Consider the following 11,813-nt stretch of genomic DNA (forward strand, 5'->3'; position numbering starts at 1 on the left):
GCATGCGCGGACCCAGACAGTGGCGAGCGTCGGCCATGGTGGCGCTGGTGCTGGCCGCGGTATGCGGTTCGGCGTCAGGGCAGCAGACTGTCTATCAGTGGAAGGATGCAGCGGGCACCACGCATTTCAGCGCGGCGCCTCCCCCGCATGGCTCGTCACGCAAAATCACCCTGCAGGACGGGCAGGTCGAGCACGAGAACGCCGCCAAACCAATGCCTGCAACCAAGCCCCCGCCCAGGCCGACCTCGGAACTGTACAAGGTGGAAGCCGAGTATCGGCAGCAGTCATGCAAGGCCGCGCGTGACAACCTGGCACTGTTGGAAAGTGGCAATACCGTGTTGCAGCGAGCCCCTGGTAATCGCCAGCGCCGCCTGGATGCGGCGTCGCGCGAGCAGGCCAAGGCGCAGGCCAAGGCTAATATCGACAAATTCTGCCTTGATGCACGTCCCGGCAAATGAGCATGAGCATGCGTAACGAGCAGCGTGGCTTTACCCTGATCGAACTGATGGTCACCGTGGTGGTGGTCGCCATTCTTGCCAGTATCGCGTTACCGAATTTCCGCAGCTTCATGCGCCGCAACGCGGTCAGCGGAACCGCGAACAGCGTGATGGCGGACCTGCAGTACGCGCGAAGCCAGGCCATTGCCCAGGGTGGCAATCAGCTCACCTATGTGTCGATCTGCCCGAGCACCGATGGCAGTACCTGCGTGGCCGGGGCGGTGTCTTACGACGCCGGTTGGTTGGTGTATACCGATCCCAAGCCCAAGGACGGCTATGCCGCTGACGCTCAGCATCAGTTGTTGCGGGTGGCCCAACCCGATAGCGGCGTATCCATCCGCGCCATCAATGGCCCGGGCGGCGTCCTGACCTTCAATCCACGTGGGGAGTTGCTGATTACCAGTAACGATTTTTACCTTGCCGTGTGTTCTCGCGAAGGTTCGGGTAGTGGTGTCGGAGCCAGTACCAGCCAGGTGCCGGGATTGAAGGTGGAGGTTTCCATGTCCGGTCGCATCGTGGTGCGCAAGTTGCAGTCTGACGACAGTTGCGGCAGCTGAGCCCAGGCGGTCCCGAACATTTACCCCGCGGCCGTTTGGCCTTTGGCCTGATTCGCTCAGCAGGGTGGGTGGCGATGACGGCGTGACGTGTCGCAAGACGTTGTCAGCGCGTGTGCATGCGCAGAATCAGTTCGGCTTCGGTCATGCCGATACCGCAGGCATCCACAATCTGTGCTGCCGTAGCGCCTTGTCGTGCCAGCCGCTGTGCCAGTTCATAGGATTTGTCCTGGCTGCTGACGCTGCCTTGCACGGGTGCTTGCTGTTGCGACTCTTCGATACGCGCCAGACGCTGCTCCACGCGCGATAGCGTGGTCACCAGCATCGCGGTGGGAATATCTCCGGTAGATTCAGGCGGCCGATTTCGCAGTTCGCGCACCTGGCGAGAAACACGTGCGATACGCCACCACAGCCCAATCGTCATGACCAGCTGCATCAGCACGACGATAGCCAGCAAGAGGCCTTGCGTCGGGGTGACGGCGATGACGCCCTGGTTCACGCCGAGCCCTTCATGCGGCACAGATTGGTCACGTCGAGCAAGGCGATGAAACCGCCATGCAATGGCACCACACCATCGACCGGGTCATCGCCACGGCTGGCGCGTCCGGGCGGTGGCGGCGCCACCTCGGCATCGCGCAGGTCGATCACGTCGCCCATGGCGTCGATATGCACGCCCACGGCCTCTTCGCCGAAGTCGAAGATGATGCAGCGCTCGCCTTCCGTGCTGCCCGGCGGTTGCTTGCGGCTCAGTCCGAGGCGTCGGGCGCCATCGAGAATGGTGGTGATGCTGCCGCGCAAATTGACGATGCCCAACACGTCACCCGGCGCGCCGGGCACCGGTGTGGGAGGTTCGTAACGAATGACTTCGCGCACGCGTGCCAGCGGAATGGCGTACACCTGGCCTGATAGCGTGAAGCTCAGCCAGGCGCCCGGGGTATCGGTGGTTGGCGAAGCGACGGCGATGGGGGAGGGCGCACTCATATGGGTGACTCGCAGATGCGCCGGCTCAGGCCAGGCGCGGATCGGTGGTGAGCTGTTCGATCAACTTGTCCAGATCGATGATGGCGCATTTGTGCTCATAGGTCATGCCGACCAGCCAGGGGCGCAGTCCGGTTCCATCGCGCCAGCGGATCTGATCGTCACGCAGCCGCATGGGGGTGTCTTCCAGCGTGCAGGCCAGTGCCCACTTGGTGCCGGCGATGGTGAGAAGGTGTTCGGGGCCTGCACGCGGCACACCCGGAGCCACCACGCGCGCCAGATCAATGACCGTCCATTCGTGATCGCCTTCGCGATGGCGGCCCAGTTCCCAGGCGATACCGGAAAAATGCACAGCCGGGGACGTCTGTTCGATGCTGTGCAGACGATCCAGTGGAATGGCCACACGCACCGTGGATATACGGCAGATGCGGTACTCGGTTACGCCGTCGGGCAGCGGCACGGCCGATTCCATGATGCGATTGATGTCGACCGAATCTGCCCGGGACGAGTCAGGCTCGATACGCTCACGCATTACCGGCGCGAAATCTTCGGCGGTCCAGGCCTCGGGGGGCGCCGGTTCATCCTCTGACAGGCTATCGGTTCCAGCCGCGTGACTGCCGGTGCCGGCAATGCCATCGATCTGGGTAATGTCCATGTCCGCGCTTTCGTACTCCATGCCTACGCGCGCACTCTCAGGTGGCGGCGCTTGGGAGTGCGATTCGACAAGCTCGGGACTGGGACCGAAGGTGCCCAATACCGGCTCGCCGGGTTCGGGCATCTGTTCGGGCATCTGCCAGGCAGGGATAAGATTCAGCGGCTGGGTCTGCGCCGGGTCGAAGGCCGTCAGCGCCGATGCGTCGCCGGACACGCTGCAAGCGCTTTCTCCTTCAGGTGCCTGCAGCAGCGAGCTTTGTGATTCGGGGCAGTCGAGTACCGGCGATGCCGCGGGTTGCGGCTCTTCCCACAGCAGTGCATCGACATAGGCTTTCACGGCCGCTTCCACGGAAGGCGGTGGTGTGTCGTCGTAAGGGTGCATCATGCAGTCTCCTCCGTCGGCTCGGTCGCGAGGATTTCGTCCAGCAGCAGGTGATAGGCCGGGCAAGCACGGCGCGCGGCCGACCAAAGGCTGGCCGGAACGCCGTTGACACTGGCCTCGCGAACCTGGGTGTCGGTGGGAACGAAATTGTCCGCCACATCCTCGCCATAACGCTCGCGCAAAGTCTGCAGCGACTCGCGCGAGGCATGTGTGCGCATGTCGTACAGCGTGGGTATGATCAGGCGGGGCAGGCGCGAGCGACGGGACTGCTCGATCATGGCCAGACTCTGCAGCATGCGCTCCAGGCCTCGCAGGGCCAGAAATTCGGTCTGGGTGGGAATCAGCAGACGATCGCAGGCGGCCAGTGCGTTGATCATCAGCACGCCAAGCATGGGCGGGCAGTCGATCAGCACGTGATCGAAATCCAGGTTCGTCAGTGCGCGGCGAAGCACCAGGCCCATGCCGCTGCGCGAACTCATCTGTCGATCCAGCGTGGCCAGCGCCGGGGCGGCCGGCAATACCCACAGGCGCGGGTAGGGCGTCGCGCGCAGCATGCTCTTGATCGATTCGGGATGACGCGGGTCGCCGGTGAACAGCTCATAGACGCTGCCCAGACCATCCTCGCCACTGACACTGAAATAGCCGGACAGCGAGGCATGCGGGTCGGTATCCACCAGCAGCGTCCGCTTGCCCTGCGACGCCAGCAGTCCGCCCAGGGCCACTGTCGTGGTGGTTTTGCCCACGCCGCCTTTCTGATTGGCAATCGCCCACGTGCGCATCATGGTTCCTCGGTCACTTTGCTGTCGCCGGCGCCTTTGCCACTCGCGGCCCTGCCTTGGTTATCGGCCGCAGAGGGGATGCGCTTTGCATCGGAATAAAAGCGCGCCGGAGCCCCCTTGTCACTCAATACTACGATGGTAACGCGACGATTGCGGTCACGCCCTTCGGCCGTGTCGTTGCTGGCAATGGGGCGGTATTGGCCCCAGCCCAGAATGCCCAGCCGCGACGGATCCACACCGTTTTCCGAAAACAGCCGCGCCACGCTGGCGGCACGTGCGGCGGAAAGCTCCCAGTTGGAAGGATAGGCGTAGGTATTAATCGGCTTGTTGTCGGTGTAGCCCTCCACGCGCAGCGGATTGGTGAAGGGCGAAAGCACGTGCGCCACCTGGCTCAGGATGCGGATGGCCGAGGGCTGCAGGTGTGCCTGACCGCTGTGGAACAACAGGTCGGTACGGATTTCGATTTCCAGCCAAAAGCGCGTCTGGTGCAGGCCCACCAGCTTGCGATTGATCAGTGGCTGCATGGCCTGGCGCACCTGCGCGGCAATGTCCTTGAGCGCTGCCGTTTGCTTGTCGCCGCCTTCGGCGTGCTTTTCGGTGTGGGGCACCGGTGTTTCTACTGGTGTTTGCGGAGCGCCAATCACTGTTTGGGTGGGCGCAGGAACGGGACCGGGGCTGGCGCTGGCCTGGGTCAGTGGCGGTCGGATGGATTTGCCGCCGCCGTTGAAGGCCTCGTGGATGGAAGAGGCCATCTGCCGGTATTTGCTGACGTTGACGGCCGACACGGCGTACATCACCACGAAGAAGGCCAGTAGCAGCGTAAGCAGGTCGGCATAGGGAATGGCCCAGCGCTCGTGATTGGCATGCTCTTCCTGGTAGCGCCGTTTCATAACAGGAAGCCCTGCAGCTTGCTGTCGATATGCTTGGGGTTCTCGCCGTGGGCGATGGACATCAGTCCCTCGACCAGAATCTCGCGCTGCTGCACGCGCAGGCGGGTGATGGCCTTCAGCTTGGCTGACATGGGCAGCATCAGCAGGTTGGCCAGGCCGATGCCATAGATGGTGGCCACGAACGCCGCGGCAATGCCGTGGCCGAGCTTGCCGGGGTCGGTCAGGTTCTGCATCACCGCCATCAGGCCCATCACCGCGCCGATGATGCCCATGGTCGGCGAATAGATGCCGGCGTTCTCGAACAGCTTGGCCGCGTCCATATCAGCGTGTTCGCGCGTGGCGATTTCCACTTCCAGTACCGAACGCAGTGTTTCCGGCTCGGTGCCGTCGACCAGCAACTGCAGACCCTTGCGGACGAAGGCGTCGGTTTCATCGTCGATTTCCGCTTCCAGGCCAAGTAGCCCCTGGCGTCGGGAGATCTCGCTCCAGCGTACGATGCGGTCGATCAGCACCAGCGGCGTCTGCCGTGGCGGCTGGAAGACCCAGGGCAGCATCGACAGGGCTCGTTTGAGCGTCACCGCCGGCGTCTGCACCATAACTGCGGCCGTGGTGCCCACGAAGACAATGACGAAAGCAGCGGGATTCCACAGCGCCGCGAGTGTGCCGCCTTTCAGGAGGGTCCCGGCGATGATGACCACGAACGCCAGGATCGTGCCGATAATGCTGAGCAGATCCATGTCAGGCGCTGGCGCGTAATGGAGATGGCAGCGGTGTGTCCGAAGTCAGGGCAACGAGATCCAGCACCAGCGCGATGCGGCCATCGCCGGTGATGGTGGCACCGGCGATGCCGGGCAGGTGGTGCAGTAGGCGGCCCAGCGGCTTGATCATGACTTCCTCGCGGCCCAGCACTTCGTGCACCACGCAGCCCAGATGCTGGTGGCCAATGTGCAGCAGCACCACGTGACGGTTGCCTGGTCCGCCGTCGACACCCGCCCACTGGCCGAGGTCGGATAGTGGCAGCGGCTTGCCACGGTGTGCGGCGACGACACCACCGTCCAGTTCGCGCACCTGGCCTGGCGTCAGTTCGAACACTTCCTTGACATTGCTCATCGGCAGCGCCATCAGGCGCGAACCCACGCGCACCATCAGCACGCGCAGAATGGCCAGCGTCAATGGAATGGAAATACGCACCGTGGTGCCATGGCCGATTTTCGATTCGATGCCGATGGTGCCACCCAGTTCAGCGACGCTGGTCTTGACCACGTCCATGCCGACGCCACGACCGGAAATGTTGGAGATTTCCTCGCGCGTACTGAAGCCGGGCGCAAAGATCAGCTCGTAGCATTCACTGTCTTCCAGCTGTGCGGCGCGCTCCTCGTCGAGCAGGCCCTTTTCCACGGCCTTGCGTCGCAGCACATCCGGATTCATGCCACGTCCGTCATCACTGATGCGGATGATGATGCGCTCGCCTTCCTGACCGGCCGACAGGCGCACGGTGCCCTTGCGCGGCTTGCCATCGCTTTCGCGATCGGTCGGGTCTTCCAGACCATGATCAACGGCATTGCGAAGCAAGTGGATCAGCGGGTCGGCCAGCGACTCGACCAGGGTGCGGTCCAGGTTGGTTTCCTCGCCCTCCTGCACCAGCTCCACATCCTTGCCCAGTTGCCGGGCCAGATCGCGAATGATCCGCGGGAAGCGCTGGAAGAGACGCCCGATCGGCTGCATGCGCATGCGCAGGGCCGCGTTCTGCAGGTTGTCGGCAACGCGGTCCAGCTCGTTGATGGCCCGCTCCATGGCCGGGTCCACGCCGCGCGAGGACAGGTTGGCCAGGCGATTGCGCACCAGGATCAGTTCGCCGGCGGCGTTGACCAGCGAGTCCAGGCGGGTGGTATCCACGCGCACGGTGGTTTCGGCGTGATGAGCCGAGCCTCCCGCCGCCGCTTTCGGTGCCGCGGCCATGTCCGAGGCGGGCTTGGGTACCGGTGTGACGCGGGTTGGGGCGGGCTCGGGCGACGACGTCACGGTGGCCGGCATGGTGCCAGCTGCAGCCGGAGTGGATGCCGGCGCAGCCGGTTCCGGAGCTGAGGGTGCCTTGTCAGCGGCGTTCTCCGCGCCTGCCTCGTTTTCGCCCTTCTGGCCCGGTGCTTTTCCAGTGCCGTAAAGCTGGTCGAGCAGGGCTTCGAACTCGCTGTCGTCAATGGCGTCCGACTCAGGTGCCGACGGTGTTCCCGGCGCCTTGCCGGAACCGTGCAGTTCGTCCAGCAGCGACTCGAACTCGTCATCGCCGATGCTGTCATCAACCGGTGCTGGCGGGGCTGGGGGCGTGCGGGTGCCTGGCGCACTGGAGCCATGCAACTCATCCAGCAGTGACTCGAACTCGCTGTCGGTAATCGGCTCGGCCTCGCCGCCGGTACCTGAGCCGTCCATCTGCTCGTAGGCACCATCGAGCATGGCGTCAAAGGCATCATTGACCGGGTCGGTCAGCGCCACCGTGTGCGTGTCCGACGCAGCCGACGCCGCCGGCGGGGGCGGCGATTTGTCGGTGGCCATTGACGGTGGTGCGGGCGTCGCCGAGCTGGCACTATTTTGCAGTCGCTGCATGAGCTCGGCTGGCGGCTCTTGCAGCGGCTCGCCACGTGCCATCGCCGCCATCATCGCTTGCAGTAGATCCAGCGCCTGCAACAGGGCATCGACATCATCCGGGGTGAGCACGACGCGGCCATTGCGCGCGTCGTTGAGCAGGTCCTCGGCGTGGTGGCACATACCCACCATCTGCGTGGCGCCAAGGAAGCCGGCACCACCCTTCACGGTATGGAAGGCGCGGAACACGGCGTTGAGCAACTCCGACTCGGTCGGGTTGCTTTCCAGCTCGATCAGCTGTTCGCTCAGGCCGTCGAGCAACTCCCCGGCTTCAACCAGGAAGGCGTCCAGCAGATCGTTGTCCTGCTCGCTCATGATGCGGCTCTTGGCTTTTAGAAACCGAACTCGGCCAGCAGCCGGTCGACTTCATCCTGGGTGGTGGCGCGTTCGACGCTGGTCGGCGCTGTGGCGGCCTTGGCGCTGCCTCCGGCAAGGCTTCCGGTCAGGTGCACCAGTTCCAGCAGTGAAGCCTCGACCTTGTCGATGAAGCTCACCACCTTCTTCACGCGCTGGCCGGACAGATCCTGCCAGGACTGGGTTTCGATCACCTCGGAGAACCGCGCCCCCGAACGGGCGGCGAAATCTTCCGCCTGGGTGGCCAGTGCCAGCGCCTGGGTACGAAATTCCGCTTCCGGTACGTGAGCCAGGGCGCGAGCACGCTCGGAAAGCTGCGAGGCCTGCGGGCGCAATTCCTCGACCATTTCCAGATTGCGATGAGCGGCCTTGGCACTCATGTCCAGCACTTCGGCCAGGCGTTCACGAACATCGGTGACGTTGCCATCTTCCTGTTCGCCGGAGACTTCCGTGGCCAGGCGTTTGACCGACTCGTTGAGGTCGCGGGCCAGGTGGCCCAGTGCCTTGAACAAGGCCTGTTCACGCTTGACCAGCAGTGAGTCAAGCGCACTCTCGAAGGCGGCCTTGTCGTCGCTTGCCAACAGCTGGCGCAGCTCATCCGGGAGAACCGTGTCGTTGGCGGGGGCGGTGTTGTTGTCCATAAGCTCCTCAGCCGGCGGCAGCCAGGCGTTCAAAGATGCGGTCGATCTTTTCCTTCAGGGTGACGGCGGTGAACGGCTTGACGATGTAGCCATTCACGCCGGCCTGGGCAGCGGCGACGATCTGCTCGCGGCTGTTCTCGGCCGTGACCATCAGCACCGGCAGCGCCTTCAGCGCCGGATCGGCGCGGATCGCGCGCAGCAGGTCGATGCCGGTCATGCCCGGCATGTTCCAGTCGGTGACGACAAACTCGAACGTCTGCGCCTTGAGCGCCTGCAGTCCGGTCTGGCCGTCATCGGCCTCCTGGATGTTGGCATTGTTGAAACCCAGCTCCACCAGCAGGTTTCGCACAATGCGTCGCATGGTGGAGAAGTCATCCACCACCAGGATTTTCATGTTCTTATTCAATGGGGTCTCCCTTCAAACCTCTTAGCTGGCCTGACGCCAGCCTGTCATGCGGGCGCGCAGCCGGGTCAGCGCCTGACCATGGATCTGGCAGATGCGCGACTCGCTGACCCCAAGCACCTCGCCAATTTCCTTGAGGTTGAGCTCTTCGTCGTAGTACAGCGACATCACCAGTTTTTCGCGCTCGGGCAGACCATCGATGGCCTCCACCAGTGCCGAGCGCATGCCATGATCTTCCAGCTCCTGCGAGGGCCCACGCAGGCTGGAATCGGCAATTTCCATGGCCCCACTGTCCTCGCCCTCCGGTCCGGAGAGGCTCAGCAGCCGCGAGCTGGCCGAGTCGGCCAGGATCGCGTGGTATTCCTCGGCGTCGATGCCCATGCGCTTCATCACTTGCGCACTGTCGGCATCGGCACCGGTTTCGTTCTCGATCTGCCGCATCACCTCGGTCAGTTCGCGGACCTTTCGGTGTACCGATCGCGGAGTCCAGTCGGTTTTGCGCAGCTCGTCCAGCATCGCACCGCGTATACGGATGCCGGCGAAGGTCTCGAAGCTGGCCGCCTTGCCGGGCGAATAGTTTCTCGACGCTTCCAGCAGACCGATCATGCCGGCCTGCATCAGGTCGCCGATATCCACACTGGCCGGCAACCTTGCCATCAGATGGTAGGCAATGCGTCTGACCAGCGGCGCGTGCGAACGCACCAGGTCGTCGGCGGACATGCCCTGAACCTGCAGATACTCGGCACCAGCCTTCATGCGGGTGTCTCCATGTCGGAGAGTGTGTTCTGCGCAAAGAATCCAATGCGGCCCTGTCTGCTTACCGAGGTCTCCCACTTATCGGCAGCCTTGGCCAGATTCTTGAACGCGAGGGAGGCGCGGGCGCCCGGCGAGGCATCCACCACCGCCTTCTGGCGGCGGATGGCCTGCCTCAAATGTTCGTCATGCGGCACCATGCCCATGTACACAAGGGTGGCATCCAGGAAGCGCTGCGTCACGCGCGAGAGCTTTTCGAACAGGCCACGGCCTTCCTCGGCGCTGCGCACCATGTTGGCCACCACCTGGAATCGCTGCACATCGCACTCGCGGCTCAGAACCTTGATCAGCGCGTAGGCGTCGGTCAGCGAGGCCGGCTCGTCGCAGACCACTACAATCACCTCGTCAGCCGCCGCGGCGAACTGGGTGACGCTGTCGGAGATACCCGCCGCGGTGTCGATGATCATGAAGTCCGGCGGCTGCGGGTATTCATCGAAGGCGCGGATCAGCGAGGCATGTTCGACGCTGGAAAGCTGCGCCATGCGTCGCGTGCCGGAGGTGGCCGGTACGATTTTCAGGCCGTGCGGTGCCTTGAGGATCAAATCCTCAAGCTGGCATTTGCCCTCCAGCAGATGACTGACGTTGTAGACCGGCTGCAAGCCCAGCAGCACGTCGATGTTGGCCAGGCCCAGATCCGCATCCAGCAGCATGACGTCATGGCCGGCCATGGACAGCGTCATGCCCAGGTTGACCGAGACGCAGGTCTTGCCGACACCACCCTTGCCGCCGGCAACGGCGATCACGCGGGTCCTGCTGCGGGAATTGAATACGCCTGTGGATGTCACGCCCTGATTCTCCGTTCCTGCCATGTTTGCCGACATTGCCTGGCGCATCATTATTTTCAGGCCTGCCGCCTGGTCCATGGACTGCATTGTTACATCTCCCGCGTTCAGGCCAGGGCAGCGCTGCGTCGTCCGAAACGCTCGGCCATCAACAGGTCGTCGGCATGCTCTCCCGGCTGTCCGAGCACCTTGGCCGCGCGGCAGGCCAGACGACGTGCGTCGGCCGTGGCAATGTCCTCAGGCACCCGTTGCCCGTCGGTCACATAGTCCAACACCAGCTGGTGTCGGATCAGCACCGAGAGCACACCCCCGAGGGAAGGTGCCTCGTCCAGTTTGGTTAGGATACAACTACGCGGCTTCAAAGGCAGGAACGCGCGCGCAGCTTCGTCGATGGCCAGAGGATGCGCGTTGGCGGCCATCACCAGGCAGGTACGCAGCGTGCTGGTGCTGGCCGAGCCAAGAATGTCCAGTTGCAGGCGCAGGCGCTCATCGTGCGCGCCCATGCCGGCGGTGTCGATCAGCACGGTGCGGCGTCGCGATACCTTGCCCAGGACCTGGTGCAGGCTGACCGCGTCATGGGCACTGTAGACGGGGACCCCGAGCAGGCGGCTGTAGTGATCGAGCTGCGCGCCTGCGCCGATGCGGTAGTTGTCGGTGCTGATCAGCGCCACTTCGTCGGCGCCATGGCGCAGCACCGCGCGTGCGGCCAGCTTGGCGATGGTGGTGGTCTTGCCCACGCCCGTGGGTCCGACCAGAGCCAGGGTTCCGCCGACATCGGTCAGGTCGCGGCGACTGGTCAGCAGACGGCGCGAGATCAGCCCCAGCGGCAGGTAGCGGGCCTGATCGGTACTCATGTCCGCGGGTAGTTCCGCTACCAGTTGCTGCGCGATGTCGGCGTCCAGGCCGAGGCGGGTCAGCTCGCGCAGGGCGCGGGCACGCTGCGGCTGGCGCCGGCCCAGATCATTCCAGGCCAGGCTGGCCAGTTGCGACTCGAGCATTTCGCGCATTTCGCCCAGTTCGCGAAACACACTGCCCAGCACCGGACCATCCAGCGACGGCGCGGCGCGCTCGCGCGGCCGAGCGGAGGGCGCCGCGTCAGGTGCGCTGGCAGGCGACGTTTGCGCCGAAATTTGGGCGTTCGGCTCAGGGGCCGGCGTCTGGGTAGTGGCTGAAGGCTCATCGGCCGGCTCGGCCACGGCGCTGTAGCGCTCGGCGGCCTGTGCCGGCGGGCGCGGCGCGGAAGCTTCGCGCACCAGCGCTTCGTCGTAGTCGATGGCGGCGATGATCTCGATGCCGTCGTCCAGCCTGCGCGTGGACAGGATCACGGCATCCGGGCCCTGATCCTCGCGCACCTGGCGCATGGCCTGACGCATGTCCGGGGCGACGAAACGTTTGATCTTCATGCCGGGTCTCGTAGGTTTCGATGGCGCCTTGGCGCCGTGCTGT

At 64.3% G+C, this 11,813-nt stretch carries 14 protein-coding genes; 2 read left to right on the forward strand and 12 right to left on the reverse strand.

The genetic code is table 11. The features are described from left to right. The first annotated feature begins 2 nt into the window (after positions 1 to 2). Complete coding sequence (locus tag HBF24_RS00540; protein WP_167167354.1) at positions 3 to 458, forward strand: DUF4124 domain-containing protein; 456 nt, start codon at positions 3 to 5, stop codon at positions 456 to 458. A 2-nt stretch (positions 459 to 460) separates the two neighbouring features. Further along, a complete protein-coding gene (locus HBF24_RS00545; protein WP_167167357.1) occupies positions 461 to 1,054 on the forward strand; it encodes a GspH/FimT family pseudopilin in 594 nt (197 codons plus the stop codon). 103 nt (positions 1,055 to 1,157) lie between these two features. Here HBF24_RS00545 and HBF24_RS17435 read toward each other — a convergent pair whose 3' ends face one another. The 12 genes from HBF24_RS17435 to flhF all read right to left on the reverse strand — a co-directional run bounded on the left by HBF24_RS17435 (position 1,158) and on the right by flhF (position 11,770). Further along, the gene (locus HBF24_RS17435) at positions 1,158 to 1,550 is read right to left on the reverse strand and encodes a DUF2802 domain-containing protein (protein WP_167167360.1); all 393 of its coding nucleotides are present in this window, start codon (positions 1,548 to 1,550) and stop codon (positions 1,158 to 1,160) included. Beyond that, positions 1,547 to 2,032 (reverse strand): chemotaxis protein CheW, encoded by a 486-nt coding sequence (locus tag HBF24_RS00555; RefSeq protein ID WP_167167363.1) that lies wholly within the window; start codon positions 2,030 to 2,032, stop codon positions 1,547 to 1,549. Before HBF24_RS00555 ends, HBF24_RS17435 begins: the two co-directional genes overlap by 4 nt. A gap of 25 nt (positions 2,033 to 2,057) precedes the next feature. Then, entirely contained in the window at positions 2,058 to 3,068 is a 1,011-nt protein-coding gene (locus tag HBF24_RS00560; RefSeq protein ID WP_167167365.1) for a hypothetical protein, read from the reverse strand. Next, on the reverse strand, positions 3,065 to 3,847 hold the full coding sequence (locus tag HBF24_RS00565; protein WP_206064108.1) for a ParA family protein: 783 nt from the start codon (positions 3,845 to 3,847) through the stop codon (positions 3,065 to 3,067). Before HBF24_RS00565 ends, HBF24_RS00560 begins: the two co-directional genes overlap by 4 nt. Further along, positions 3,844 to 4,734 (reverse strand): flagellar motor protein MotD, encoded by an 891-nt coding sequence (gene motD, locus HBF24_RS00570; protein WP_167167368.1) that lies wholly within the window; start codon positions 4,732 to 4,734, stop codon positions 3,844 to 3,846. Before motD ends, HBF24_RS00565 begins: the two co-directional genes overlap by 4 nt. Continuing rightward, positions 4,731 to 5,471 (reverse strand): flagellar motor protein, encoded by a 741-nt coding sequence (locus HBF24_RS00575; RefSeq protein ID WP_167167372.1) that lies wholly within the window; start codon positions 5,469 to 5,471, stop codon positions 4,731 to 4,733. The genes motD and HBF24_RS00575 overlap by 4 nt, the downstream gene beginning before the upstream one ends. A gap of 1 nt (position 5,472) precedes the next feature. Further along, positions 5,473 to 7,689 (reverse strand): chemotaxis protein CheA, encoded by a 2,217-nt coding sequence (locus HBF24_RS00580; RefSeq protein ID WP_167167375.1) that lies wholly within the window; start codon positions 7,687 to 7,689, stop codon positions 5,473 to 5,475. 17 nt (positions 7,690 to 7,706) lie between these two features. Then, positions 7,707 to 8,369 carry a protein phosphatase CheZ gene (locus HBF24_RS00585; RefSeq protein WP_167167378.1) on the reverse strand — a complete coding sequence of 221 codons (663 nt, stop codon included), beginning with the start codon at positions 8,367 to 8,369 and terminating at the stop codon, positions 7,707 to 7,709. A gap of 7 nt (positions 8,370 to 8,376) precedes the next feature. Beyond that, positions 8,377 to 8,775, reverse strand: coding sequence for a chemotaxis response regulator CheY (cheY, locus tag HBF24_RS00590; RefSeq protein WP_167167381.1), 399 nt, complete (start codon positions 8,773 to 8,775; stop codon positions 8,377 to 8,379). A 21-nt stretch (positions 8,776 to 8,796) separates the two neighbouring features. Then, complete coding sequence (locus tag HBF24_RS00595) at positions 8,797 to 9,528, reverse strand: RNA polymerase sigma factor FliA (RefSeq protein WP_167167384.1); 732 nt, start codon at positions 9,526 to 9,528, stop codon at positions 8,797 to 8,799. Continuing rightward, positions 9,525 to 10,328 (reverse strand): MinD/ParA family protein, encoded by an 804-nt coding sequence (locus tag HBF24_RS00600; protein WP_343162676.1) that lies wholly within the window; start codon positions 10,326 to 10,328, stop codon positions 9,525 to 9,527. Before HBF24_RS00600 ends, HBF24_RS00595 begins: the two co-directional genes overlap by 4 nt. Before the next feature lie 146 nt (positions 10,329 to 10,474). Continuing rightward, positions 10,475 to 11,770: a flagellar biosynthesis protein FlhF gene (gene flhF / locus HBF24_RS00605; RefSeq protein ID WP_167167387.1), complete on the reverse strand. Its 1,296-nt coding sequence runs from the start codon at positions 11,768 to 11,770 to the stop codon at positions 10,475 to 10,477. Positions 11,771 to 11,813: the final 43 nt, after the last annotated feature.

The organism is Oleiagrimonas sp. C23AA (genome assembly GCF_011759385.1).
Lineage (GTDB): Bacteria > Pseudomonadota > Gammaproteobacteria > Xanthomonadales > Rhodanobacteraceae > Oleiagrimonas.

What these genes read in the sequence shown, in the direction of transcription:
- HBF24_RS00540 (WP_167167354.1), top strand. Translation starts at nt 3, where the DNA reads ATGCGCGGACCCAGACAGTGGCGAGCGTCGGCCATGGTGGCGCTGGTG.
- HBF24_RS00545 (WP_167167357.1), top strand. Translation starts at nt 461, where the DNA reads ATGAGCATGCGTAACGAGCAGCGTGGCTTTACCCTGATCGAACTGATG.
- HBF24_RS00555 (WP_167167363.1), bottom strand. Translation starts at nt 2,032, where the DNA reads ATGAGTGCGCCCTCCCCCATCGCCGTCGCTTCGCCAACCACCGATACC.
- HBF24_RS00560 (WP_167167365.1), bottom strand. Translation starts at nt 3,068, where the DNA reads ATGATGCACCCTTACGACGACACACCACCGCCTTCCGTGGAAGCGGCC.
- HBF24_RS00565 (WP_206064108.1), bottom strand. Translation starts at nt 3,847, where the DNA reads ATGATGCGCACGTGGGCGATTGCCAATCAGAAAGGCGGCGTGGGCAAA.
- motD (WP_167167368.1), bottom strand. Translation starts at nt 4,734, where the DNA reads ATGAAACGGCGCTACCAGGAAGAGCATGCCAATCACGAGCGCTGGGCC.
- HBF24_RS00575 (WP_167167372.1), bottom strand. Translation starts at nt 5,471, where the DNA reads ATGGATCTGCTCAGCATTATCGGCACGATCCTGGCGTTCGTGGTCATC.
- HBF24_RS00580 (WP_167167375.1), bottom strand. Translation starts at nt 7,689, where the DNA reads ATGAGCGAGCAGGACAACGATCTGCTGGACGCCTTCCTGGTTGAAGCC.
- HBF24_RS00585 (WP_167167378.1), bottom strand. Translation starts at nt 8,369, where the DNA reads ATGGACAACAACACCGCCCCCGCCAACGACACGGTTCTCCCGGATGAG.
- HBF24_RS00595 (WP_167167384.1), bottom strand. Translation starts at nt 9,528, where the DNA reads ATGAAGGCTGGTGCCGAGTATCTGCAGGTTCAGGGCATGTCCGCCGAC.
- flhF (WP_167167387.1), bottom strand. Translation starts at nt 11,770, where the DNA reads ATGAAGATCAAACGTTTCGTCGCCCCGGACATGCGTCAGGCCATGCGC.